General features: G+C 62.1%; 21 protein-coding genes. 9 read left to right on the top strand and 12 right to left on the bottom strand.

All coding sequences use genetic code 11. The features are described 5' to 3' along the window. The first annotated feature begins 7 nt into the window (after positions 1-7). The 5 genes from AC09SL_RS01365 to cobA all read left to right on the top strand — a co-directional run bounded on the left by AC09SL_RS01365 (position 8) and on the right by cobA (position 8499). Positions 8-1678 carry a bifunctional protein-serine/threonine kinase/phosphatase gene (locus AC09SL_RS01365; RefSeq protein WP_058544716.1) on the top strand — a complete coding sequence of 557 codons (1671 nt, stop codon included), beginning with the start codon at positions 8-10 and terminating at the stop codon, positions 1676-1678. A 570-nt stretch (positions 1679-2248) separates the two neighbouring features. Beyond that, on the top strand, positions 2249-4702 hold the full coding sequence (gene nirB, locus AC09SL_RS01360) for a nitrite reductase large subunit NirB (protein WP_058544714.1): 2454 nt from the start codon (positions 2249-2251) through the stop codon (positions 4700-4702). Then, positions 4699-5016 (top strand): nitrite reductase small subunit NirD, encoded by a 318-nt coding sequence (gene nirD / locus AC09SL_RS01355; protein ID WP_058544713.1) that lies wholly within the window; start codon positions 4699-4701, stop codon positions 5014-5016. Before nirB ends, nirD begins: the two co-directional genes overlap by 4 nt. Further along, complete coding sequence (locus AC09SL_RS01350) at positions 5016-7733, top strand: nitrate reductase (protein WP_064106903.1); 2718 nt, start codon at positions 5016-5018, stop codon at positions 7731-7733. Before nirD ends, AC09SL_RS01350 begins: the two co-directional genes overlap by 1 nt. Before the next feature lie 10 nt (positions 7734-7743). Then, complete coding sequence (gene cobA / locus AC09SL_RS01345; protein ID WP_058542368.1) at positions 7744-8499, top strand: uroporphyrinogen-III C-methyltransferase; 756 nt, start codon at positions 7744-7746, stop codon at positions 8497-8499. 601 nt (positions 8500-9100) lie between these two features. Here the strand turns inward: cobA and AC09SL_RS01340 are convergent. The 8 genes from AC09SL_RS01340 to ppsA all read right to left on the bottom strand — a co-directional run bounded on the left by AC09SL_RS01340 (position 9101) and on the right by ppsA (position 17233). Then, a complete protein-coding gene (locus AC09SL_RS01340; RefSeq protein ID WP_058542369.1) occupies positions 9101-10135 on the bottom strand; it encodes an OmpA family protein in 1035 nt (344 codons plus the stop codon). Positions 10136-10242: 107 nt separating this feature from the next. Continuing rightward, the gene (sigX, locus tag AC09SL_RS01335) at positions 10243-10833 is read right to left on the bottom strand and encodes an RNA polymerase sigma factor SigX (protein WP_042729583.1); all 591 of its coding nucleotides are present in this window, start codon (positions 10831-10833) and stop codon (positions 10243-10245) included. 91 nt (positions 10834-10924) lie between these two features. Further along, on the bottom strand, positions 10925-11749 hold the full coding sequence (locus AC09SL_RS01330; RefSeq protein WP_058542370.1) for a mechanosensitive ion channel family protein: 825 nt from the start codon (positions 11747-11749) through the stop codon (positions 10925-10927). A 2-nt stretch (positions 11750-11751) separates the two neighbouring features. Next, on the bottom strand, positions 11752-11997 hold the full coding sequence (locus AC09SL_RS01325) for a hypothetical protein (RefSeq protein ID WP_014337331.1): 246 nt from the start codon (positions 11995-11997) through the stop codon (positions 11752-11754). A gap of 63 nt (positions 11998-12060) precedes the next feature. Beyond that, positions 12061-13056, bottom strand: coding sequence for a zinc transporter ZntB (locus AC09SL_RS01320; protein WP_058542371.1), 996 nt, complete (start codon positions 13054-13056; stop codon positions 12061-12063). Between the two features lie 25 nt (positions 13057-13081). Beyond that, positions 13082-13573, bottom strand: coding sequence for a ribonuclease E activity regulator RraA (gene rraA, locus AC09SL_RS01315; protein ID WP_058542372.1), 492 nt, complete (start codon positions 13571-13573; stop codon positions 13082-13084). 126 nt (positions 13574-13699) lie between these two features. Continuing rightward, complete coding sequence (locus tag AC09SL_RS01310) at positions 13700-14689, bottom strand: alpha/beta fold hydrolase (RefSeq protein WP_064106902.1); 990 nt, start codon at positions 14687-14689, stop codon at positions 13700-13702. A 168-nt stretch (positions 14690-14857) separates the two neighbouring features. Beyond that, complete coding sequence (ppsA, locus tag AC09SL_RS01305; protein ID WP_064106901.1) at positions 14858-17233, bottom strand: phosphoenolpyruvate synthase; 2376 nt, start codon at positions 17231-17233, stop codon at positions 14858-14860. Between the two features lie 184 nt (positions 17234-17417). On the opposite strand from ppsA, the gene ppsR reads away from it, so the two are divergent. Beyond that, the gene (gene ppsR / locus AC09SL_RS01300; protein WP_014337326.1) at positions 17418-18236 is read left to right on the top strand and encodes a posphoenolpyruvate synthetase regulatory kinase/phosphorylase PpsR; all 819 of its coding nucleotides are present in this window, start codon (positions 17418-17420) and stop codon (positions 18234-18236) included. Positions 18237-18422: 186 nt separating this feature from the next. Here the strand turns inward: ppsR and AC09SL_RS01295 are convergent, their stop codons facing one another. The 4 genes from AC09SL_RS01295 to AC09SL_RS01280 form a co-directional block, all read right to left on the bottom strand. After that, the gene (locus AC09SL_RS01295) at positions 18423-18650 is read right to left on the bottom strand and encodes an MbtH family protein (protein ID WP_028237696.1); all 228 of its coding nucleotides are present in this window, start codon (positions 18648-18650) and stop codon (positions 18423-18425) included. Positions 18651-18734: 84 nt separating this feature from the next. Then, positions 18735-20147, bottom strand: a complete 1413-nt coding sequence (locus AC09SL_RS01290) for an aspartate aminotransferase family protein (RefSeq protein ID WP_058545823.1) — start codon at positions 20145-20147, stop codon at positions 18735-18737. A gap of 223 nt (positions 20148-20370) precedes the next feature. Further along, complete coding sequence (locus AC09SL_RS01285) at positions 20371-21702, bottom strand: ATP-binding protein (protein WP_058545824.1); 1332 nt, start codon at positions 21700-21702, stop codon at positions 20371-20373. Next, positions 21699-22379 (bottom strand): response regulator, encoded by a 681-nt coding sequence (locus tag AC09SL_RS01280; RefSeq protein ID WP_058545825.1) that lies wholly within the window; start codon positions 22377-22379, stop codon positions 21699-21701. The genes AC09SL_RS01285 and AC09SL_RS01280 overlap by 4 nt, the downstream gene beginning before the upstream one ends. Positions 22380-22554: 175 nt before the next feature. Between AC09SL_RS01280 and dsbD the strand changes: the two genes are divergently transcribed. The 3 genes from dsbD to dsbG are packed head-to-tail and all read left to right on the top strand — an operon-like array spanning position 22555 to position 25894. Further along, positions 22555-24282 carry a protein-disulfide reductase DsbD gene (gene dsbD, locus AC09SL_RS01275; protein ID WP_058545826.1) on the top strand — a complete coding sequence of 576 codons (1728 nt, stop codon included), beginning with the start codon at positions 22555-22557 and terminating at the stop codon, positions 24280-24282. Next, entirely contained in the window at positions 24282-25151 is an 870-nt protein-coding gene (locus AC09SL_RS01270) for a TlpA family protein disulfide reductase (RefSeq protein WP_058545827.1), read from the top strand. The genes dsbD and AC09SL_RS01270 overlap by 1 nt, the downstream gene beginning before the upstream one ends. Then, the gene (gene dsbG, locus AC09SL_RS01265; protein WP_058545828.1) at positions 25127-25894 is read left to right on the top strand and encodes a thiol:disulfide interchange protein DsbG; all 768 of its coding nucleotides are present in this window, start codon (positions 25127-25129) and stop codon (positions 25892-25894) included. Before AC09SL_RS01270 ends, dsbG begins: the two co-directional genes overlap by 25 nt. Positions 25895-25903: the final 9 nt, after the last annotated feature.

Raw genomic sequence — 25903 nt, 5'->3', positions numbered from 1 at the left:
TGTAACCATGAGCCTGCAACTGAGTTTCGCCGAGGCCAGTGCCATCGGCCCGCGGGAAGAAAACCAGGACGCCCTGCGCCTGGTCACCCCCGCCCCGGCCCTGGCCGCCAGCAAGGGTTACCTGTTCGCCATCGCCGACGGCGTGAGCCAGTGCGCCGATGGCGGATTGGCGGCCCGCTCGACCTTGCAGGCGCTGGCCCTGGATTACTATTCCACGCCGCAAACCTGGGGCGTGGCCCAGGCACTGGACCGGCTGTTGCTGGCCCAGAACCGCTGGCTGCAAGCCAACGGTGGCGGGCAACCGCTGCTCACCACTGTCAGCGCCCTGGTCCTGCGGGGCCGGCGCTTCACCCTCGCGCATGTCGGTGATTGCCGTGTCTACCGCTGGCATGCCGATCACCTGCAACGGATCAGTGAGGATCACGTCTGGGAACAGCAAGGCATGCAACATGTGCTCAAGCGCGCCCTGGGCCTGGATCAACACCTGATCCTGGACTTCCTCGATGGCGAATTGCGTACCGACGAAACCTTCGTACTGCTTAGCGATGGCGTCTGGGCGGTCCTGGGAGACACAGCCATCGCCGGCATCTTGCGCGACCAACCGGACCTGGACCTGGCCGCACAGACACTGGTCAACGCCGCGCACCTGGCCGGTAGCCAAGACAACGCCAGCGCCTTGCTGGTGCGGGTCGATGCCGTGGGTGAAGCGAGCATCGGCGATGCCCTGATCCAGTTGCAGCAATGGCCCCTGCCGCCAGCGCTGAAACCGGGCCAGGTCTTCGAGGGTTGGCAGGTCGAAAGCCTGCTCGGCCACAGCCAGCAATCGTTGCTCTACCGGGTACATGACGGCCAGGGCCAACCTTGGCTGCTGAAAACCCTGCCCATGCATCTACGGGACGACACCCGGGCCGGACAGGCCTTGCTCTCGGAAGAATGGTTTCTCAAGCGCGTCGCGGGGCGGCAATTTCCCGAGGTCCATGGCGCTCCCCAGCGCCAGCATTTGTACTACGTGATGCGGGAATATCCGGGTGCGACCCTGGCCGAGCTGTTCAACCAGGGCGGGCCGCTGCCCTTGGCTCAATGGTTGGACTTGGCGCAACGGCTGGTGCGGGCGGTGGGCCTGTTGCATCGAAGGCAGATCTATCACCGCGACATCAAGCCGGAAAACCTGCACTTGGGCGACGACGGGGAGCTGCGCCTGCTGGATTTCGGCCTGGCGTACTGCCCGGGGCTGTCTGAGGATCAGGCCAACGTCTTGCCCGGCACACCCAGCTATATTGCCCCGGAAGCCTTCGCCGGCACCGCACCCACGGCGCAGCAGGATCTGTATGCCGTCGGCGTAACCTTGTATTTCCTGCTGACCGGGCATTATCCCTACGGCGAAATCGAAGCCTTCCAACGCCCGCGCTTTGGCGTGCCGGTCAATGCCAGCCGCTATCGACCGGACCTGCCCGAGTGGCTCGGGCTAAGCCTGGAGCGCGCCGTCGCGGCCGATCCGCAACAACGTTTTGAAACCGCCGAGGAATGGCTGTTGCTGCTGGAACAGGGCGAACGCCGCAGCTTGAGCGTCAGGCCCAGGCCGTTGCTGGAAAGAGAGCCGCTGAAGGTTTGGCGGACGTTGGCACTGGTGTCGTTGGTGGTGAATGTTGTGCTGTTGTTCCTGGTGTTTCATAGCTGAGATCCGGTCGCTCCCATCGCGAGCAAGCTTTGCTCCCACAGGAATCTGCTTCCATAGGAGGTTTTGCTGCCACAGAGGATTTGCTTCCACAGGAGGTTTTGCTGCCACAGAGGATTTGCTTCCACAGGAGGTTTTGCTGCCACAGAGGATTTGCTTCCACAGGAGGTTTTGCTGCCACAGAGGATTTGCTGCCACAAGGGATCCGCTGTGGGAGCAAAGCTTGCTCGCGATAGCGGCTTGCCTGTCACTCCACATCCACCGCCCCCACGCTCCATTACCGGGCAACACGCTTTGATTCGGTGCAATAAATCCCTCCCCGATTCGCTCAACCAGCCCGCCGAGCAATAAATCCGCACCTTCGAGCCAGTTGGCACAACCACTGCATAATCCCTTTCAACAGACATAAGGCAACGCCTCCAACGATGAAGGCGGTGCTTCCCGAGAGAACGGGACCAGGACAAAGGCGTCCTCGCTAGCTTGCTAGCGGGACGCCTTTTTTTGTTTTCGTAAAAATGACCGAGCCAGTCCGATCGCCGTGATGAAACGGACATGCGCTTGCGGAGAACCCTGATGAAGAAACTCAAACTGGTGATGATCGGCAACGGCATGGCCGGGGTTCGAACCCTCGAGGAGCTGCTCAAGCTGAGCAACGAGCTATACGACATCACAGTGTTCGGCGCCGAGCCCCACACCAACTACAACCGCATCCTGCTCTCGCCGGTGCTGGCCGGCGAGCAGACGTTCGAAGAGATCGTGCTCAACGACCTGAGCTGGTACCTGGACAACAACATCAAGCTGCTGCTCAACCGTAAAGTGGTGGAAATCGACCGGGTCAAGCGCCGGGTCATCGCCGAAGACGGCAGCGAGGCCGAATACGACCGTCTGCTGATCGCCACCGGCTCCACGCCCTTCATCCTGCCGATCCCCGGCAACACCCTGGAAGGCGTGATCGGCTACCGCGACATCGCCGACACCCAGGCGATGATCAATACCGCCAAGACCCACAAGCACGCCGTGGTGATCGGCGGCGGCCTGCTCGGCCTGGAAGCGGCCAACGGCCTGAAGCTGCGGGGCATGGACGTGACCGTGGTGCACCTGGGCGAATGGCTGCTGGAACGGCAACTGGACAAGACCAGCGGCCAACTGTTGCAGACCGCCCTGGAAAACCGTGGCCTGAAGTTCCGCCTCAGCGAACAGACCCAGGCGTTGCACGACGCCGGCAATGGCCGGGTCGGCTCGGTGCAGTTCAAGAACGGCGACATCATCCCCGCCGACCTGGTGGTGATGGCCGCCGGCATCCGTCCCAATACCGAACTGGCGGAAAAATCCGGCATCCCGTGCAACCGCGGGATCCTGGTCAACGACACGATGCAAACCTACGACCCACGCATCTACGCCATCGGTGAATGCGCCAGCCACCGCGGCACCGCCTACGGCCTGGTGGCGCCGTTGTTCGAACAGGCCAAGGTCTGCGCCAACCACCTCGCGCAACTGGGCTTCGCCACTTACAAGGGCTCGGTCACGTCGACCAAGTTGAAAGTCACCGGCATCGACCTGTTCTCTGCCGGCGACTTCATGGGCGGCGAAGGCACCGAGACCATCACCCTTTCCGACCCCATCGGCGGCGTCTACAAAAAGCTGGTGATCAAGGACGACGTGCTCGTGGGTGCCTGCCTGTACGGCGATACGGCGGATGGCGGCTGGTATTTCCGCCAGATCCGTGAGAACCATGGCATCAGCGAGATCCGCGATCACTTGATGTTCGGGGAAAACGCTCTTGGAGACGTAGGTCATCAGGGCCAGGACAAAGCCATGAGCATGGCCGACACTGCCGAAGTCTGCGGCTGCAACGGCGTGTGCAAGAGCACCATCGTCAAGGCGATCCAGGAACACGGGCTGTTCAGCGTCGATGACGTGAAAAAACACACCAAGGCTGCCAGTTCCTGCGGCTCCTGCGCCGGCCTGGTGGAGCAGATCCTGATCAACACCGTCGGCGGTGCGGCAGACGTCAAACCGAAAAGCGAAAAAGCCATCTGCGGTTGCAGCGACCTCAACCATGGCCAGATCCGCCAGGCGATCCGCGACCAGCATTTGCTGACCATCGCCGGGGCCATGAGCTACCTGAACTGGCGCACCCCCAACGGCTGCGCCACCTGCCGCCCGGCGTTGAACTACTACCTGATTTCCACCTGGCCTGGCGAAGCCCACGACGATCCTCAGTCGCGCCTGATCAACGAACGTGCCCACGCCAACATCCAGAAAGACGGCACCTACTCGGTCGTCCCACGGATGTGGGGTGGCGTGACCAACCCTTCGGAGCTGCGGCGCATCGCCGACGTGGCCGACAAATACAACGTGCCCATGGTCAAGGTTACCGGCGGCCAACGCATCGATTTGCTGGGAATCAAGAAGCAGGACCTGCCCGGCGTGTGGAAAGACCTCGACATGCCGTCCGGCCACGCCTACGGCAAGTCCATCCGCACCGTGAAGACCTGTGTGGGCAGCGAGTTTTGCCGCTTCGGTACGCAGAACTCCACCCAACTGGGCATCGAGCTGGAGCACGACCTGTTCAACATGTGGTCGCCGCACAAGGTCAAGCTGGCCGTCTCCGGTTGCCCACGCAACTGTTCGGAAGCGGGCATCAAGGACGTCGGCATTATCGGCGTCGATTCCGGGTGGGAGATGTACATCGGCGGCAACGGCGGGATCAAGACCGAGGTGGCCGAGTTTTTCGTCAAGCTCAAGACTGCCGAACAAGTGCGTGAATACAACGGCGCCTTCCTGCAGCTGTACCGCGAGGAAGCCTTCTACCTCGAACGCACCGTGCATTACATGCAGCGGGTCGGCATGGAGCACATCAAGAAAGCCGTGCTTGAAGACCCGACGCGGCGCAAAGCGCTTCATGAGCGGTTGAAGTTCTCCCTGTCGCTGGAACAAGACCCGTGGAAACAACGCCTGGAGCAACCCCAGCTGAAGAAAGAGTTTGAGGTCATCCCCGTGAAAAACCTGGAGGTGCCGGCATGAACTGGCTGGATATCTGCGCACTGGAAGACATCAATATCCTGGGTTCGCGCATCATCAACGGCCCGAAAGGCGATATCGCGATTTTTCGTACCAGTGACGATGAAGTGTTCGCCCTCGATGACCGTTGCCCGCACAAGGGCGGCCCGTTGTCCCAAGGGTTGGTCTACGGCAAACGCGTAGCCTGCCCACTGCACAACTGGCAGATCGACCTGGAAACCGGCCAGGCCCAGGCCCCGGACGTGGGCTGCGCCCATCATCATTCGGCCCGGGTCGAAAACGGCCGGGTCCAGTTGGCCCTGCGGGACGCAAGCTGATGAACCGCCAGATCACTGCCTCGACCTGCTGTTATTGCGGGGTCGGTTGCGGCGTCCTGATCGAGCATGACGGCGAGCGCATCCTCGGCGTCAGCGGCGATCCCGCCCATCCGGCCAACTTCGGCAAACTGTGCAGCAAGGGCTCCACCCTGCACCTGACCGGCGACCTCGCCGCCCGCGCCCTGTACCCCGAACTGCGCCTGGGCAAAGGCCTGGCCCGAGCCCGCACCGACTGGGACAGCGCCCTGGATCACGCCGCCAGCGTCTTCGCCGAGACCATCGCCGAGCACGGCCCGGACAGCGTGGCGTTCTACATCTCCGGCCAATTGCTGACCGAGGATTACTACGCCTTCAACAAGCTGGCCCGGGCATTGGTGGGCACCAATAACATCGACAGCAATTCGCGGCTGTGCATGTCCTCCGCCGTGGTGGGCTACAAGCGCAGTCTCGGTGCCGACGCCCCGCCCTGCAGCTATGAAGACCTGGAGTTGAGCGACTGCGTGATGATCGTCGGCAGTAACATGGCCTACGCCCATCCCATCCTCTTTCGCCGCCTGGAAGAAGCCAAATCCCGCCGGCCGCAGATGAAAATCATCGTCATCGACCCCCGGCGCACCGACACTTGCGACCTGGCAGACCTGCACCTGGCGATCCTGCCGGGCACCGATGTCGCCTTGTTCCATGGAATTTTGCACTTGCTGCTGTGGGAAGACTGGGTCGACCGTGACTTCATCAAGGCCCACACCGAAGGTCTGGCGGAACTGAAGAACCTGGTACGCGACTACACCCCGACCATGGTCGCCCAGTTGTGCGGCATCAGCGTCGAACACCTGCATCAGTGCGCCGAATGGGTCGGCACCTCGCCAAGCTTCCTGTCGTTGTGGTGCATGGGTTTGAACCAGTCCACCGCCGGTAGCGCGAAAAACAGCGCCCTGATCAACCTGCACCTGGCCACCGGGCAGATCGGCCGTCCAGGTGCGGGGCCGTTCTCGCTGACCGGTCAACCCAACGCCATGGGCGGACGGGAAACCGGCAGCCTGTCGAACCTGCTGCCGGGCCATCGCGAAGCCGCCAACCCGGAGCATCGTGCCGAAGTCGCCCACTACTGGGGCGTCGAGCAACTGCCCGCCTCCACTGGCTTGAGCGCCATCGAGCTGTTCGAGCAGGTTCGCAGCGGCAAGATCAAGGCCCTGTGGATCGCCTGCACCAACCCAGCCCAATCGATGCCGGACCAGACCGCGGTGCGTGAAGCCCTGCAAGCTTGTCCATTCGTGGTGTTGCAGGAGGCGTTCCGGACCACCGAAACCGCCGCCTTTGCCGACCTGCTACTGCCAGCGGCCAGTTGGGGCGAAAAAGAAGGCTCGGTGACCAACTCCGAGCGGCGCATTTCCCACGTCCGTCGGGCAATTAACGCACCGGGTGAAGCACGAGCGGACTGGGCGATTACCGTGGATTTCGCACAACGCCTGGAAAAACGCCTGCGCCCGGGCCAACCCAGCTTGTTCGCCTTTGAAAGCCCGGCCCAACTGTTCGATGAATACAAACAGCTGACTCGTGGTCGCGACCTGGACTTGTCGGGTATCAGCCATGCCCTGATCGATGAACTCGGCCCTCAGCAATGGCCCTTCCCGGACGGCGCCACGGTCGGGACGGCGCGCCTGTACGTGGACGGGATTTTTCCTACCGACAGCGGTCGGGCGCGGTTTGTCGCCGACCCCTATCGCGCCGCCAAGGAACTGCGTGACGCCCGCTATCCCTTGACCCTGAACACCGGCCGCTTGCGTGACCAGTGGCACGGCATGAGCCGTACCGGTACCGCCGCGCAGTTGTTCGGTCATGTGAACGAAGCGGTGCTCAGCCTGCACCCCGACGAACTGCAACGCCATCGCCTGCAAGCGGGCGACCTGGTCAACCTCAAGAGCCGTCGCGGCAGCGTGATCGTCGCCGTGGACAGCGACGACAGCGTGCGTCCCGGCCAGGCGTTCCTGCCCATGCACTGGGGCGACCGGTTCCTCAAGGGCGGCGTGAATACCCTGACGCAACCGGCCTTCGACCCCTTGTCGAAACAACCGGAACTCAAGCACAGCGGCGTGCGCCTGGAGCCGGTGGACCTGCCTTGGCAGCTTTTCGCCTTGATCGAAGGCGATGTTCAACAGCATCTGGAGGCCCTGCGCCCCCTGTGCGAGGCGTTTTCCTACGTCAGCCTGAGCCTGACTGGCCGTGAGCGTCCCGCGCTGCTGATTCGCGCAGCCAGCGCCATCGCGCCCCAACCGCAGCTGCTCCAGGCCATCGACGAACAATTGGGCCTGATCGATGGGCCGGTGCTGGCCTATGACGATCCGCGTCGCTCCATCGGTAAGCGGGTGCGCATCGAAAACGGCCGCATCACCGCCATTCGCCTGGCCGGAGAAACCCTGGCCCGGCACTGGCTGCAGAGCCTGTGGCTGGAAGGTCGTGCCGATGAACAACTGCGGCGCTGGCTGCTGGCGCCTTTGAGCGCGCCACCGGGCAATGTCGGCGCCGCAACGGGTGGCAGCAAAACGCTGTGCAACTGCATGAACGTCAGCCAGCGTGCGATCTGCGCAGGCATTGAACGGGGCCTGGACTTGCAGGGGCTCAAACAGGAACTGGGCTGTGGCACGCAATGCGGCTCCTGCGTACCGGAAATCAAGCGCCTGCTGGTTGCCACTGCGCAACCGCTGGCGGCTATCTCGTGAGGAAAACACTATGAACGCAAAAGTCTGGCTGGTGGGTGCAGGTCCCGGTGACCCTGAATTGATGACCCTCAAAGCCGTGCGCGCCCTGGGCGAGGCCGACGTGGTGTTGATCGACGATCTGGTCAACGCCGCAGTGCTGGAACATTGCCCCGATGCGCGCATCATTGCCGTGGGCAAGCGCGGCGGCTGCCGCTCCACACCCCAGGCCTTTATCCATCGCCTGATGCTGCGTTATGCCCGCCAGGGCAAATGCGTCGTACGTCTCAAGGGCGGCGACCCGTGCATCTTCGGCCGCGGCGGTGAAGAGGCGCAGTGGCTGCGCGAGCAGGGTGTCGAAGTGGAGATGGTCAATGGCATCACCGCCGGCCTCGCGGGGGCGACCCAGTGCGATATCCCACTGACCCTGCGCGGGATCGCCCGGGGCGTGACGCTGGTGACGGCCCACACCCAGGACGGCAGCAGCCTGAACTGGCAAGCCTTGGCGCAAAGCGGCACGACGCTGGTGGTGTACATGGGCGTGGCGAAACTGAGCGAGATCCGTGAGCAGCTGCTGGCCGGTGGCCTGGCGGCGGATACGCCCGTGGCCATGATCGAAAACGCGTCCCTGCCCCATCAACGTGACTGCCGTAGCGACTTGGCCTCGATGGAAGGCGATGCCAGCGCCTTTCAACTCAAGAGCCCGGCGATCCTGGTGATTGGCGCGGTGGCCGGTGCGGCCGAACTGGCCGCCACCCCGTCTGCCTGGGGCCAGGTTTCAGCCCTCTGACATAGATCCCCTACCAATGTGGGAGCGAGCCTGCTTGCGATTGCGGTGTATCAGCAGCCTGGATGGTGACTGACACACAGCAATCGCGAGCAAGCTCGCTCCCACAATGGGATCTGAGTTCGACCGGGAGAACCAGGCCGGCTGTTAGGCCGCCTCGCGAGCAAGCTTTGCTCCCACAGATCGGATGGGTGTACGACCGGGAGAGCCAGGCCGGCTGTTAGGCCGCCTCGCTTTTGATCTTGATCTGGGGGCGCCCCGTTAACCACGCTGGCCGAACGCAGGCATTGCGCAGTGGGCCACGGAGCAATGCCGGAGTGAGGGCATGCCGAGCCTAAGCGAGGCACCGAGTGGTGGGGCAAGCCTTTTTTGCTTACTTTTTTTGGCGTCTGAAAAAAAGTGAGCCGCCGTAAGGGCGGAACCCTAAGTAGCCGTTACCGCAGCAATGGATATGTACCCGGTCATGCCGTCAGACCGCCATCGCGCAGCAATGGATATGCACCCAATCAAACCGCCACCGAAAACTATTTCCCCCCTGGCTTTCATAAATCCCAGTCAAAGAAAAGCCCGGCCTAGGCCGGGCTCTTCCAAAGCTGTGGGCTAATTACTTAGCTTGGGCTTCAACCTGCGCTTCTACGCGACGGTTAACTGCACGACCAGCTTCAGTGGCGTTGTCAGCAACTGGGCGGGATTCGCCGTAGCCAACAGACTGAACGCGGGACGATTCAACACCGTACTGGTTGGTCAGAACTTGCTTAACGGCGTTTGCACGACGCTCAGACAGCTTCTGGTTGTAAGCGTCAGGACCGACGGAGTCAGTGTGACCTTCAACAGTGGTGCTGGTGGATGGGTACTGCTTCATGAAGTCAGCCAGGTTCTTGATGTCGCCGTAGCTGTTTTCTTTAACGACCGACTTGTCGAAGTCGAACTTCACGTCCAGCTCAACACGTACGACTTCAGCAACAGCTGGGCAGCCATCAGCGTCAACGGTTACGTTGGCTGGGGTGTCAGGGCACTTGTCGACGTTGTCGCACACGCCATCGTTGTCGCTGTCGGAGCAGACTTCAGCTGGAGCTGGAACTGGAGCAGCAGCAGGCTTGGAGCCGCCACCGAAGTTCACACCGATACCGACGCTAGGCGCCCACTCGGTGTCGCCCTGGTCGATGTTGTACTGAGCTTCAACGCCGGCACGGGCATAGAAGTTGTCAGTGAAATACAGCTTGGCGCCGCCACCAACGTTGGCAAAGGTAGAACGGTTACGACCGTTGCTGCCATTCTGGTCGATGCTCTGGTCCGAGAAACCGGCAGAGACGTAAGGACGCAGCATGTCGCCTGGGTTGTTGAAGTGGTACAGAGCGTCCAGAGCGGTGTTGGCGCCCTTGACGTTGGTGCCATCATCGGTACGTGCGTTGTGGACTTCGTCGTAGGCCAGACGCAGTTCAACGTCGTCGGTCAGGAAGTAACCGACCGAACCGCCGAACAGGTTGCCGTTGTTCTTGAAATCACGAGCGCTGTCGAACATTTCTTTCTTGGCAAAGCCTTCGATTTCAACTGCGCCTTGGCCTTGTGCCAGAGCGCCGAACGAAGTGGCAGCAATCAAAGAACCAATGGCAAAGCCCAAGGTGTTTTTCAGTTTCATCCGTTAAATCCCCATCTGGTGATTGTGAAGCAGTCCCGCAAACCGGGGGACAACTCGGCGGCAAGTCTATCAGAACTTGCCTACACGTAAGAGATATTTGCGCCAAACTAAGTTTCAGCAATACCTGCAAATTTCTCACGTAATTTGTCAAGAGCACGCTTGTAACGCATCTTTGTCGCGCTCAAACCCATATGCATTATGTCTGCGATCTCTTGGAATTCCAGCTCTGCGACAAATCGTAGCACCAGAATTTCCCGATCGATCGGGTTCACATGAACCAGCCAGCGATCAAGTCCACCCTTCTCCTCGGGCTTGGGCGCCTTTTCTTCAGACGCTTCTTCCAGAGGGTCCAGGCTCAACGCGTCCATCAAGCGACGCTTTCGTCGTTCCTTGCGATACTGCGTGATGCATTCGTTGTACGTGATGCTATAAAGCCATGTTTTAAACTTCGATTTCCCCTCGAAGTTCTTCAGGCCATACAGCACCTTCAACATCACCTCCTGACAGACATCGTCAGCATCACGATCGTTCCCCAGATAACGCGCACAAACGTTAAATAAAGTTCTCTGGTAACGACGCATCAACTCTTCATAGGCACGCGTTACGTGAAACAGCTCCGTATGCGCGCGCGCGACCAACTCCTCATCAGAGAGATCACGGGGGTCGTAGCGCGTGGATAGCGATTGGGGTTTGTTCAAAACAAGTCGGGCCGACAGTCTAGGTCAATGTGCGCCGCAGCCTGCAGTATCGGGCATTTTGCGGCGGCATACATTAGCAGGGTTTGCCGGGTTAGCGGCTACTCACATGCTGTTCCAGCAGGATCCGATTGGAAAGCGACACCAACTCGCCCTCCTCGGTCAGCAATGTGGTCTTTACCGTGCCAATCTCTTCGATCTGGCCTTCGACCTCGCCAACACGCACTTGTTGCCCAACCTCATACAATTCACGCACATAGATTCCCGCCAGGATCTGGCCGGCGATTTCCCGACTTCCCAACCCCATTGCCAGCGCAACCGCCAGACCAACGGTAATCAAAACGATCACGATCACGTGGTTGAGCAGGTCAGTCTTGACCTCCAACTGGCTGATCGCCACCGAAATACTGATGATGATCACCAGGCCCTGGGCAATTCGCCCCACGCCAGCGGCGTATTCCAGCCCAACGCCCTCGGCCGCGCCGCGCACCAGCCCGTTAGCCAGTTGCGCCAGCAGTACGCCGACCAGCAGCACCAGCGCGGCACCAAAAACCTTCGGCAAATACAGAGCAAGCATATCGAGCGTAGCCGAAACCCGCTCAAGGCCAAGGGATTCTGCTGCCGAAACCAGGAAAATCAGCAGTACGAACCAATACACGATCTTGCCGACCAAGGTCGAGATCGGCACTTGGATGCCGCCTCGGGACAGCAACTTGGTCAAGCCGGTGCCGCCCATCAGGCGATCCAGGCCCAGCTTGGCTAGCAACTTGGACAGCAGCGTGTCCAGCAGCTTGGCCACGACAAAGCCCAGCAACAGCACTACCAGCGCGCCGAAGAGGTTCGGGATGAAGTTAGCTATTTTGGTCCACAACGCAGTCATTGCCGTGACGAGGCTCTGGGTCCAGAGATCAAGTTCCATATTCAATCAGCCTTATCAGCGGTGCGAGTAACAGGTTTACGGCGGGAAACCGGCGAGACATGGGCCGATCCGTTATTCAGGGCGATCATCAGCGCGGGCAACCAGCGGCCCAGCAGGCTGAACAGATCGCCTGCGCCGACCTGGCGGTTGGCGGTTTTCAGTACACGTCCCAGGCATGCATCGTCGTCCCGGCTGGACGGCGAAGCCTTGAGCATGTCGCGCAAAGACTGTTCAAACGGATCGTGCATACGCACCTCTCGTGATGTCTGTGGAAGACGCGATCAAATTTCGTCGGGTCACATGAAACCCCATCACACCCAGCGCAAACGACGGAACAACCACCACTGCCCCAGCGCCACGCAAATCATCAGCAGGCAGGCGACCATGAAACCGTAGGGGCTTGCGGAAAATGGAATGCCGCCGACATTGATACCCAGAAGGCCGGTGAGAAAGCTCATGGGCAGGAAAATCCCGGTGACGATGCCGAAGCGGTACATGGTACGGTTCATGCGCACCGAAAGGCGTCGGTCTTCGGCCTCCAGCACAAGCCCCACACGCTCCCGAGTCAATTCCAGCTCCTCCAGGTAACGGGTCAGGCTGTTGTTCAATTCGTTCCAGTAGTCGCCGTCATCGTCGCAAAACCACGGCAACTTGAGCCGCGTCATTTGGCCGAAGATGTCCCGCTGTGGCGCCAGGAATCGCTTGAGTCCGGCGGCCCGTCGGCGGATGTGCAAAATGGCGTCGTGCTCGGGAGTATACCGTTCGTCGGTATCGAGTTTTTCTTCCTCGTCATCGACGATTTCGCACAGGCAGGTGACCAGGTCCTGCACCTTATTGGTGAGGTATTGCGCCATGTAGAGGATCAGTTCGGACGCCGTTTTCGGGCCTTTGCCCTCGGCCAGTTGCGCCAACAGCTCATCGGTGGCGCGCAACGGACGCAGGCGCAGGGAAATGACACGCTGGGCGGACGCAAAGATCCGTACCGAGACCATGTCTTCAGGCTCGGCCCCCGGGTTGAGATTGATCCCCCGCAGGAACAGCAGCAGCTCGGCATTGGGCAACGGCAATAGCCGCGGCCGGGTGTTCTCTTCAAGCAGCAGGTCGCAGTTGAATTCGCTCAGGCCACTGGATTTGCGCAGCCAGGTGTGGGTCTGCGGATGACTGCGATCCCAGTGCAGCCACAGGCTTTCATGGGCCTGCAACTGCAAATCGTCGAGTTCGGTCCGGGCTATGGAACGCGCGCCGCCTTTACCGTCCAGCACCAGGGCATGCACCAGCCCCCATTGCGCGTTTTCTTCCTCGAACATCCTCATCCCTTATGGCCGTGCTGCTTTATTCAGGCATTTTCAGCGGGCTTGGCGAGACGATCACACCGTTGTTGTCGGCATAGACATACTCGCCCGGGCGAAACGTCACGCCGGCAAAGGTCACCGACACATTGAGTTCGCCGACGCCGCGCCGGTCGGTCTTCATCGGGTGACTGGCCAGGGCCTGAACCCCGAGGTCGGTCTGGGCAATGATGTCGACGTCGCGGATGCAACCGTAGACCACCAGCCCTTCCCAGCCGTTTTTCGCGGCTTTTTCCGCCAGCATGTCGCCCAGCAATGCCCGACGCAGGGAGCCGCCACCGTCGACGACCAGCACCTTGCCGTTGCCCTTGAGTTCAACCTGCTCCTTGACCCGCGAATTGTCCTCGAAGCACTTGATGGTCACGATTTCGCCGCCGAAGGAATCGCGACCGCCGAAATTGCTGAACATCGGCTCCAACACCTGTACCAGTTCCGGGTAGGCGTCGCACAGGTCGGGCGTGAGGTAATGGTTCATCGAACAACTCCTGAAAGGCTGGAACGTCAGACTGAATGAGCAACCGTTTGTGACTGGAACCGCTTGAAGCGTCATATCTTAGCCGCAAGCAGACCTGAGCGAAATGCCCTTGTCAGAGCCTTCGCTTCAAACCGCCTCGGCCAACTGGGGCCGTTCGGCCAGCAAGGGTGCCTGCTGATCCTTGAGCCAACGTGCCACCAGCGGCCAGACCTCAAGATGCGCAGCCTTGCTGACCAGCATCTCGACGTGACCGAAGTCATTGGTGAAACCCTGTCCCCGGCCCAGGCAGACAAACTGCTTGTGCTCGGAGCCGATCTGTTCGAAGAGTTTGCGACATGCCCAGGTCGGGTCCTGGTGATCGCCGGCGGCACTCACCGCCAACACCGGCAACTGGACATCGGCCAACCCGGCCCACCAGTTCTTCTCGGCATCGCCGAAACGCCCGAACAGACCGTACCAGCGCATGCTTTCCAAGGCCAGGCCGATGGGCTCGTCCTCGGGGCCACGCTTGAGCCTTGAGCCGGACAATTGGGCAAAACGCTTGAGGATGAACCGGCCGCTCCACTCCACTGGTGGAATCTTCAGCGGCCAGTAGGTGCGGCTGACCTGGGTACCAAAAAACGCCGCCGACGCCACCGCAGGTTCACCCAGGTAGTGGCCGCCCAAGGCGGCCGCCAGGGTAATGCCACCCAGGGAATGACCGATCCAGTGGGGCACTTGCCCGCTCTGCTCACGCACGAAGGCGCCAATGGCCGGCAAGTCGTAGCGGGCGTAGTCAGCCACGCGATTGTTGCGATAGGCCTGGTTGCGCTGGGACAACCCATGGCCGCGCATCTCGGGGATCCAGACATCGAACCCCAGGCGTGCCAGGTACGCGCCCAGGCCCATGCCCTTGGGTGAATACCAGAAGCGCCGGTTGGAAAAGCTGCCGTGCAACAAGATCACCGGGACCCCGCGGGTTTCGCAGGCGTCGGCCATGCCCAGGCGGGTGACGGCCAGCTCAACGCTGTAGTCCGGGCTGTTGCCGGGTTTCAAACGATAGACGTCTTCGCTCAGATCACCGCGCAGCTCGGCGCTGATCAGGGCGACAGGAAAGAGGTTGCTGCTGCTTTGCATAATGCTCTTGCACAAAAAAAAGGGCGGATGTGGGAGCGGGCTTGCTCGCGAAGACGGTAGAACAGTCAACATTGACGTTGTCTGACACTCCGTTTTCGCGAGCAAGCCCGCTCCCACAGGTTCTGCGATTTAACTGACGGGCTTTAGTCGATCAGGCCCTTCACTCGATCAGACCGCAGCCTGACCCTCAGCCAGGAAGAACCAGGTTTCCAGCACGGAGTCCGGATTCAACGAAACGCTTTCGATGCCCTGCTCCATCAGCCATTTGGCCAGGTCCGGGTGGTCCGAAGGGCCCTGGCCGCAGATGCCGATGTACTTGCCTGCCTTGTTGCAGGCGGCAATGGCATTGGCCAGCAGCTTCTTGACCGCCGGGTTCCGCTCGTCGAACAGGTGCGCGATGATCCCGGAGTCGCGATCCAGGCCCAGGGTCAGTTGGGTCAGGTCGTTGGAACCGATGGAGAAACCGTCGAAGAACTCGAGGAATTCTTCAGCCAGGATCGCGTTGGACGGCAGCTCGCACATCATGATCACGCGCAGGCCATTGTCGCCACGAGCCAGGCCGTTTTCCGCCAGCAGGTCGACGACCTGGCTCGCTTCGCCCAGGGTCCGGACGAACGGCACCATGATTTCGACGTTGGTCAGGCCCATCTCATTGCGCACGCGCTTGAGGGCGCGGCACTCGAGTTCGAAGCAGTCGCGGAACGACTCGCTGATGTAGCGCGAAGCGCCGCGGAAGCCCAGCATCGGGTTTTCTTCTTCCGGCTCGTAGAGCTTGCCGCCGATCAGGTTGGCGTATTCGTTGGACTTGAAGTCCGACAGGCGCACGATGACCTTTTTCGGCCAGAACGCCGCCGCCAGGGTGCTGATGCCTTCCACCAGCTTCTCGACGTAGAAACCGACCGGGTCGTTGTAACCGGCAATGCGCTTGTCGACGCTGTCCTTGATTTCCTGCGGCAGGCCGTCGTAGTTCAGCAGCGCCTTGGGGTGCACGCCGATCATGCGGTTGATGATGAACTCCAGGCGGGCCAGGCCCACGCCGGCGTTCGGCAGTTGCGCGAAGTCGAAGGCGCGGTCCGGGTTGCCGACGTTCATCATGATCTTGAACGGCAGGTCCGGCATGGCGTCCACGGAGTTCTTCTTGATATCGAAGCCCAGTTCGCCTTCGAAGATGTAGCCGGTATCGCCTTCGGCGCAGGACACGGTCACACCCTGGCCGTCCTTGAGCAGCTCGGTGGCGTTGCCGCAACCGACCACTGCCGGGATCCCCAGTTCACGGGCGATGATCGCCGCGTGGCAGGTACGCCCGCCGCGGTTGGTGACGATGGCGCTGGCGCGCTTCATCACCGGTTCCCAGTCCGGGTCGGTCATGTCGGAGACCAGTACGTCGCCGGCCTGGACCTTGTCCATCTCCGAAACGTCCTTGATGATCCGCACCTTGCCGGCGCCGATGCGCTGGCCGATGGCACGACCTTCCACCAGCACGGTGCCGGTTTCCTTGAGCAGGTAGCGCTCCATGACGTTGGCCTGGGTACGGCTCTTCACGGTTTCCGGACGGGCCTGCACGATGTACAGCTTGCCGTCGTCACCGTCCTTGGCCCACTCGATGTCCATCGGGCACTTGTAGTGCTGCTCGATGATCATCGCCTGCTTGGCCAGTTCGCTGACTTCAGCGTCAGTCAGGCAGAAACGCGCGCGCTCGGCCTTGTCGACGTCGACGGTCTTCACCGAACGACCGGCCTTGGCTTCGTCGCCGTAGACCATCTTGATGGCCTTGCTGCCCAGGTTGCGGCGCAGGATGGCCGGACGACCGGCTTGCAGCGTGCCTTTATGGACATAGAACTCGTCCGGGTTCACGGCGCCCTGCACGACGGTTTCACCCAGGCCGTAGGCGCCGGTGATGAACACCACGTCACGGAAGCCCGACTCGGTGTCGAGGGTAAACATCACGCCGGCGGTGCCGGTTTCGGAGCGGACCATGCGCTGCACACCGGCGGACAGGGCAACCAGCTTGTGGTCGAAGCCCTGGTGCACACGGTAGGAAATGGCACGGTCGTTGAAAAGGGAGGCGAAGACTTCCTTGGCGGCACGGATGACGTTTTCCACGCCACGGATGTTCAGGAAGGTTTCCTGCTGGCCGGCGAAGGAGGCATCCGGCAGGTCTTCGGCAGTGGCCGAGGAGCGCACGGCGACGGCGATGTCGGGATTGCCTTCGGACAGCTTGGCGAAAGCGGTGCGGATCTCGGCGTTCAGTTTCTCGGGGAACTCGGCTTCCATGATCCATTGGCGGATCTGGGCACCGGTCTTGGCCAGGGCATTGACGTCATCGACGTCCAGGGCATCGAGCGCATCGTGGATCTGCTTGTTCAGGCCACTCAGTTCCAGGAAATCACGATAAGCCTGGGCGGTCGTGGCGAAGCCACCTGGCACCGATACGCCGGCACCGGCGAGGTTGCTGATCATCTCGCCCAGGGATGCGTTCTTGCCCCCCACATGCTCCACATCATGGACGCCGAGCTTATCGAGGGAAACTACGTACTCTACCAAGGTGATCTCTCCACTAACTGTGTTGGAAAAGCTCAAGGCACCGGTGGCTCCAGGGGAGCGACGACCGGCGATATGGCCTGGACCTGGAAAATAAGTGAGAATGCGGGCCACTGGCGGCCGGCAAATCGCGCCTATCATATCCAAGAATCGTCACTAGCTCACTAGCTTAAGGCCCAAGGCGCAAATGAAACGATCTGCTTTCTTTATCTCCGACGGCACCGGCATCACGGCCGAAACGCTAGGCCAAAGCCTGTTGGCACAGTTCGAAAACATTACCTTCGCCAAGTTCATACGCCCGTACATCGACAACGTCGACAAGGCGCGGGCCATGGTACAGCAAATCAATAAAGCCGCCGAAACCGACGGTTTCCGCCCGATTATCTTCGATACCATCGTCAATCAGGACATCCGTGAGATTCTCGCAACGTCCAATGGTTTCATGATCGACATTTTTTCCACGTTCCTGGCGCCCCTGGAGCAGGAGCTGAGCGAGCATTCCTCCTACTCGGTCGGCAAATCCCACTCCATTGGCCACAACTCCAACTACATGGAGCGGATCGAGGCGGTCAACTTCGCGCTGGACAACGACGATGGCGCGCGCACGCATTATTACGACAAGGCCGACCTGATCCTAGTGGGCGTGTCGCGTTGTGGTAAGACACCGACGTGCCTGTACATGGCGATGCAATTCGGCATCCGCGCGGCCAATTACCCGCTGACCGAAGACGACATGGAGCGCCTGCAACTGCCCAGCGCCCTGCGCGCCCACCAGCACAAGCTGTTCGGCCTGACCATCGACCCGGACCGCCTCACCGCGATCCGCAACGAGCGCAAGCCCAACAGCCGCTATTCAAGCTATGCCCAGTGCGAGTTCGAAGTGCGCGAGGTGGAAAACCTGTTCCGGCGGGAGAACATTCCCCATATCAATTCCACGCATTTTTCCGTGGAAGAGATTTCGGCGAAGATCCTGGTGGAGAAAGGGGTGGAGCGGCGGTTCAAGTAAGGTAGAGGCCTAAAGCCAAACCTGTGGGAGCGAGCTTGCTCGCGATAGCGGTGCGTCAGTTGCATGAATGTTGCCTGACACTCCCCAATCGCGAGCAAGCTCGCTCCCACATTGGTTCTGGTATGACTGCAGGATTTGTATTCCCTGCTTTCCTCCTGTGGAAAGCTTGCTCCCACAGGTTCTACCTCAATGAGCCACAGCCGCCTGCTCTTCCATCTTCTTGCGCAGGCTCAGCGGGCGCATGTCGGTCCAGACCTCTTCGATGTAGGCCAGGCATTCCTTCTTGAACCCGCTTTTGCCGACGGTACGCCAGCCTTCGGGAACGGCCTTGTAGTCTGGCCAGATCGAATACTGTTCTTCGTGGTTGACCACGACCTGAAAGACAATGTCCTCGCGGTCGAATACTGAAGTCATGGGTGTCTCTCCATCTTTGCTCGAGGTTCGCTGCAGCGCATGCGCAGCCAGGCTATGAAAGGAACGTGCGGGCCCGAGTGAAAATTAGTCCTGGGCGAGCGCCGCCCGCAGGGCTCGCCCAAAAATTTCGGCAACCCGGTCGATTTCCACCTTTGTGATGATCAGCGGCGGCAGGAACCGCACCACGCCGCCCTGCCGGCCACCCAGTTCCAGGATCAGCCCGCGCTTGAGGCATTCACGTTGCAGCTGTGGCGCCAGGCGTGCATGCACTGGCGGATGGCCCAGGGCGTCGGGCTTACCCGTTGGGTCCACCAGTTCGACGCCGAGCATCAACCCGCGGCCGCGAATATCACCCAGTTGCGCAAAGTCCCGCTGCAAAATGCGCAGGTGCTCGCTCAGGCGCTCGCCCATGGCGGCGGCATGGGCCGGCAGGTCATACTCCTGCAGATAGCGCATCACCGCGGAACCGGCGGCCATGGCCATCTGATTGCCGCGGAAGGTCCCGGCGTGAGCACCCGGCAGCCAGGTGTCGAGCCAGGCGCGATAAACCACCACCGCCAGCGGCAGGCTGCCACCGATGGCCTTGGACAGCACGACCACGTCCGGAATGATCCCGGCGTGCTCGAACGCAAACATTTTGCCGGTACGGCCAAAGCCGCTCTGGATTTCGTCGACGATCAACGCCACCCCCGCCTGCTCGGTGATCCGCCGCAAGCCGCGCAGCCAGTCCAGATCGGCGGGAATGACCCCGCCCTCGCCCTGCACCACTTCGACGATGACGGCTGCCGGCAATTGCACGCCGGCCTCGGGGTCATTCAGCAGGTTTTCCAGGTAATGCAGATTGGCCTTCACGCCCTCCACACCGCCCAGGCCGAACGGGCAGCGGTAATCGTAGGGGTATGGCATGAACTGCACACCGCTGCTGAGCAAGGCGCCCAGGGGTTTCTTCGGCCCCAGGCTGCCCATCAGGCTCAACGCCCCCTGGCTCATGCCGTGATAACCGCCCTGGAACGACAGCACGGTGCTGCGGCCGGTGGCGGTGCGCACCAGCTTGAGGGCGGCTTCCACCGCGTCGGTTCCGGTAGGGCCGCAGAACTGGATCTTCGCCTCGACGGCCAGCTCTGCCGGCAACAGGCCGAACAGGTCCTGGACAAAACGGTCCTTGACCGGCGTGGTCAGGTCCAGGGTATGCAGCGGCAGCTCATCGGCCAACACCTGCTGGATCGCTTCGATCACCACCGGGTGGTTATGCCCCAGCGCCAAGGTGCCGGCACCGGCCAGGCAGTCGATGAAGGTGCGGCCCTCGACGTCCTCGACATACAACCCCTTGGCGCGCTTGAGGGCCAGGGGAATCCGTCGTGGGTAGCTGCGGGCATTGGACTCCTGCCGATTCTGGCGGGCCAGCAGCGGCGACTCATTGAACTGGTAGAGCGTCTCGGCCGGTGCAGGGCTGACCCGCGCCGGCTGTACTTCGATAAGACTGTTGGCGACTGACATCCCTCGACCCCGCAATACGCTGAAGTAACGACACACCGCACAGGTGCGCCTCCGGTCGGAGCGCACGTGCAGGTTTCCTGTTGTGGGAACGGATCAGCAATGCAGGGATTTACTCTCGGGCAGCGCTTTACCGGTCGACGCGATCAGTGGTTTGTTCATCAAAAGCCTGTGGGAGCAAGCTTTGCTCCCACAGGGCCCTCCTACAGGCCATTGTTGAAGTGAATCAGGCCGGCAACACCTGCACCGGTACCGTCAATTCGACCCGCAGCCCATCCGGGCGACTGTCGAAATGCAGGCCGCAGCCGCAACGCTGGACGATGGCCTGGACGATCGCCAGCCCCAGTCCGCAACCGGTGCTCTGGCCGTTGCGCCAGAAGCGCTGAGTCAGGTGCTGGATGTCGTCGGCGGCGATGCCAGGGCCGTGGTCGCGGACCTGGAAGCGCACGCGCTGGCCGATCATCTCCAGGCTCAGTTCCACATCGGTATCGTCCGGCGTATGGCGCAGGGCGTTATCCAGCAGATTGCGCAAGGCGGCGATGGAAAGCACCGCCGGCATCTGCACCGGTGCCTCGGACAACCCTGGGGATACGTGCAGCCTGATCCGCCGCGAATCACTGCTGGCGGAGTCCTGGATCGCCAGCCGGGCGACCTGTTCGGCGTTGCACTGCACGCCATCGTCGAACGACAGGCTGCCCTCGACCCGAGCCAGCAGCAGCAACTGTTCGAGTGTGCGGTGCATGCGGTCGGCGCCCTCCTCGGCCCGGGCCAGGGATTGGTCGCGGGCGGCGCCCTCGGTCATGCGCGCCACTTGCAGGTGCGTCTTGATCGCCGTCAGCGGGCTGCGCAGCTCGTGGGCGGCGTCGCCGGTCAGCCGTCGCTCGCGCTCGATGGTCTTGCCGATGCGCTGGAACAACTGGTTCTGGGTCTCCAGCAGCGGTCGCAATTCGCTGGGCAGCGGATGGATCTGCAAGGGCTCCAGGGAATCGGCATTGCGCCGCATCAACGCATCGCGCATACGATTGAGCGGTGCCAGGCCCTGGCCAATACCCAGCCACAACAGGCACAGGCAACCGAGCAACGCCACGCCCACCGGCACCGAGGCGGCCAGCAGGATCGACATGTTCAGGGCTTCGCGTTCGATCTGGCGGTCGGCGGTGGTGATGCGCAGATCGCCCCGGGCCAGGGTGAAGCTGCGCCAGGGCGCGCCGTCGATCATCTGGTCGTGAAAGCCCATTTTTTCGGCTTCCAGGGTTTGCTCTGGAGTGCCGTGGCTGCGGGCCAGAATCTCACCGCGCAAGGAACTGACCTGACAGGCCATGCCGCCGGGAATGCTCAATTGCTCGGCGCTCAAATGCGTGCCTTCGCCTTTGCTGGACAACGGTGGCATCTGTTCCAGCAACCCGGCGACCATCCGCGCCGACGCCACCAGGCGTTGGTCGAGGGAGAACATCATCTGGTTGCGCAGGTCACTGATCATCCACGCCGCGGCCAGGGCCCAGATCAGGGCGAAGGCTGCGCCAAGGGTCAGGCTCAGGCGCAGTCGCAAGCTCATCACTTGGAGGACTCTCCACCTTCGGCCGGCCCCAGGCGATAGCCCAGGCCGCGCACGGTCTCGACAATCCCGTTACCCAACTTGCGCCGCAGGTGGTGGATATGGACGTTGAGGGCGTTGCTTTCCAATTCGTCGTTGAACCCATAGACGCTGTCCTTGAGCTGTTCGGTGGACAGCACCCGGCCGCGACTGTGCAGCAGCGCCTGCAACAGCGATTGCTCGCGCCGGGACAGATCCACCGGCTGGCCATCCAGGGTGGTTTCCCGACTGCTGGGGTCGTAGGTCAGGCGACCGTGCTCGATCAGGTTGACGCTGCGCCCCGCCACGCGCCGCAGCAACGTGTGCAGGCGCGCCGCCAGTTCGCGCAGGTCGAAGGGTTTGAGCAGGTAGTCATCGGCGCCGGCCTGCAAGCCGTCGACCCGGTCGGTCACCGAGTCCCGGGCGGTGAGGATCAGCACCGGTGTCTCCAGCCCCTGTTGACGCAACTGCTTGAGCAGTTTGAGGCCGTCCTCGTCGGGCAATCCCAAGTCCAGCACCATGACGTCGAACTCCGCCACACCGACCATCGCCCGCGCCGCCGAGGCGGTGGCGACGTGCTCGACAGTCAAGCCCTGCGCCGTAAGGCCGGCAACGATCCCGCTGGCAATCAACTCATCGTCTTCGCAGACCAGTACGCGCATGGTAAGCCCCGTGGAAAAAGGTACATTAGGCCGCCGGCCGATTAAGCCGACATTATGCGACGAGTACGGCCAACATGGGCGATCATTGCCGCCTGCCGGCCGGCGCCGGGTTAATCGACGGTTAATCGCCAGCCGCCATTGTGTTTTCCACTTGCATCGTTCTAAGGCTTTATCCATGCGTCGATTGTTTTTGTTGTGGCTGTTCCTGATCTCGGGCCTGGCCCAGGCCGCCAATCCCTTCGAAACCAAACCCGATTTCCTGCCGGTGGAAAAGGCGTTCGTGTTTACCTCCGAACGCCTGGACTCCGGGGAAACCCAGCTGTTCTGGCAGATCGCCGATGGGTACTACCTGTATCAGCAGCGGCTCAAGTTCGATGGCTTGGCCGAGGCGCAGAAACCCAAGCTGCCGGAGGGTGAAGCCCACAGCGACGAGTTTTTCGGTGACCAGCAGGTCTATCGCCAGGCGCTGGAATTGAAGATACCCGCCGGTGCCACGGGCCAGATCAAGGTCGGCTTCCAGGGCTGCGCCGACGCCGGCCTGTGCTATCCCCCCCAGACCCAGGTGGTTGACCTGGGCGGCACCGCACCAACGACAGCCAATGACGAGGCGCAGGACCAGGCCCTGGCCAGCGGCCTGCAACAACGAGCCTTGGGTTGGAGCCTGCTGGTGTTCTTCGGCCTGGGCCTGCTGCTGGCGTTCACACCGTGTTCGCTGCCGATGCTGCCGATCCTGGCCGGGCTGGTGGTGGGCAGCGGCGCCGGGCCGAGGCGCGGCCTGGCCCTGGCCGGCAGCTACGTGATCAGCATGGCCCTGGTGTATGCCGCCATGGGCGTGCTCGCCGCGCTGTTGGGGGCCAACCTCCAGGCGCTGCTGCAACAACCGTGGCTGCTGGGCAGCTTCGCGGCCGTATTCGTGTTGCTGGCGCTGCCCATGTTCGGCTTCTTCGAATTGCAATTGCCGGCCGCCCTGCGTGACCGCCTGGAAAACGCCGGGCGCCAGCGCCGCGGTGGCAGCCTGGTGGGCGCCGGTATTATCGGGGCGCTGTCCGGCCTGTTGGTAGGCCCGTGCATGACCGCCCCGCTGGCCGGCGCGCTGCTGTACATCGCCCAGAGCGGCAATGCGCTGCACGGCGGGCTGATCCTGTTCACCATGGGCCTCGGCATGGGCTTGCCACTGTTGCTGTTGGTGACCGTGGGCAACCGTTTCCTGCCCAAGCCCGGCGCCTGGATGAACCTGCTCAAGGGCGTGTTCGGCTTCCTGTTCCTGGGCACCGCGCTGCTGATGGTTCGCCCGATCATCGACGGTTCGTTGTGGGTCGGTCTGTGGGGCGTGCTGCTGTTGATCGCCGCCTACAGCGCCTGGCGCCAGACCGAAGGCTTCGGCCGCACCGCCTATATCTGCGGCAGCGCCTCGTTGCTGTTCGGCCTGTGGGGCAGCCTGCTGGTGATCGGCGCAGCGGGCGGCGGCGATGACTTCTTCCAGCCCCTGAAGGTCTACGCCGGCACCGAGGGCAGCGCGACCGTCAGTGCTCACGACGCGTTCGTCACCGTCAGCGAGCCCGCCGCCCTGCAACGGGAACTGGACGCCGCCAAGGCCCAGGGCCAGTGGGTGCTGCTGGACTACTACGCCGACTGGTGCGTGTCCTGCAAGATCATGGAGAAACAGGTTTTCGGCCGCAGCGAAGTGCTGGACGCCCTGAGCGGTGTGCGCCTGCTGCGCCTGGACGTCACCGCCGACAGCCCCGCCAGCCGCGAACTGCTGGGCCGTTACCAGGTGCCGGGGCCGCCGAGCCTGCTGTGGATCGGCGCCGACGGTAAAGAGCGCCGCAGCCAGCGGATCACCGGGGAAGTCGATGCCAAGGCGTTCCTGGAGCGCTGGAACCTCACCCGGGACGCGCGCTGATGCTGACGTTTACTTTGGGCACCTTTGCCATCGCCCTTAATCACCTGTTGCTCATCAGCGCCCTGGCGCTGGCAACCTTCGTGGGTTGGCGGGTGGCCAAGCGTGGAGGCGAAAACCCTGAGTCGGTGCTTTTCGTGCTGTTTCTGCTGGGCCTGCTGGCCGCACGAATCGGCTTCGTCGCCGCCTATTGGCAACATTACCGGGACGACCCGTGGCAGATCGTCGACCTGCGCGACGGTGGCTTCCTGGCCTGGCCGGGCATCGTGGCGCTGCTGATTGGCGCCTTGTCGTGGGCCCGGCGCCGTCCGCCCCTGCGTCGGCCATTGGGCTTCGGCGTCGGCAGCGGCTTGCTGTTCTGGCTGGTGGCGACAATGTCGTTGGCGATTTATGAACAGGGCACTCGGCTGCCGGACATCAACCTGCGCACCGCCGACGGCGAGACCGTGAAACTCACCGATTATCAGGGCGGTCCCCTGGTGATCAATCTATGGGCCACCTGGTGCCCGCCCTGCCGGCGTGAAATGCCGGTGCTCGAAGAAGCCCAGCAACAGCGTCCGGACCTGACCTTCCTGTTCGTCAATCAGGCCGAAAGCATGCAAAGTGTCAGCACCTACCTGGCCACCCAAGGCCTGAGCCTGACCAACGTATTGTTCGATGGCAGTGGCCGCCTCGGCCAGGCTGTCGGTTCCATGGCCCTGCCGACCACCCTGTTCTACAGCGCCGATGGTCGCCTGCTGGGCAGCCACCTGGGGGAATTGTCGGAAGCGAGCCTGGCTCGTGCCCTGGAGAACTTCGAAACGCCGGACTCGTCCACGACACCCCACTCCGCCATAAGGAAATCGCCATGCCCCGCCTCCGCCACCTGCTGACCCTGGCCGTCGCCGCCACACTGTCGCAGGCCCCGCTGCTCCAGGCCGAAGAATTGCCGGCGGCGATCAAGAAGATCGAAGCCAAGGGCGCAAAAATCATCGGCACCTTCGACGCGCCGGACGGCTTGCGTGGTTACGCGGCGCAATACCAGAACCGTGGCATGGCGCTGTACCTGACCCCGGATGGGCAGCACGTCCTGCTGGGCAACCTGTACGACGCCGACGGCAAGGACCTGAGCGCCGAGCCACTGCAAAAACTGGTTTATGCACCGATGGCCAAGGCCATCTGGGCGAAGATGGAGGGCAGCAACTGGATCACCGACGGCAGCAAGGACGCACCGCGCACGGTGTACCTGTTCAGCGATCCGAATTGCCCGTACTGCAACATGTTCTGGGAACAGGCACGGCCCTGGGTCAAGGCCGGCAAGGTGCAGTTGCGCCACATCATGGTGGGCATCATTCGCGAAGACAGCCCCGGTAAATCCGCTGCCTTGCTGGCGGCCAAAGACCCGGAAAAAGCCCTCGCCGAGCATGAAAAGGCCGGCAAGGGCAGCTCGCTCAAACCGCTCAAGGACATACCGCCCGCCATCCAGGCGAAACTGGACGCCAACCAGCAATTGATGGACGAGCTGGAACTGTCCGCCACCCCGGCGATTTTCTATCTGGATGAAAAAGGCGACCTGCAACAGCAGCAAGGCGCGCCTTCACCAGACAAACTGGTGAAGATTCTCGGGCCGAAGTGATCCAAAGTC

Source organism: Pseudomonas sp. PF05, assembly GCF_056521845.1.
The sequence above is the reverse complement of the archived record's forward strand: the minus strand, read 5'-3'. Positions and strand labels throughout refer to the sequence as shown.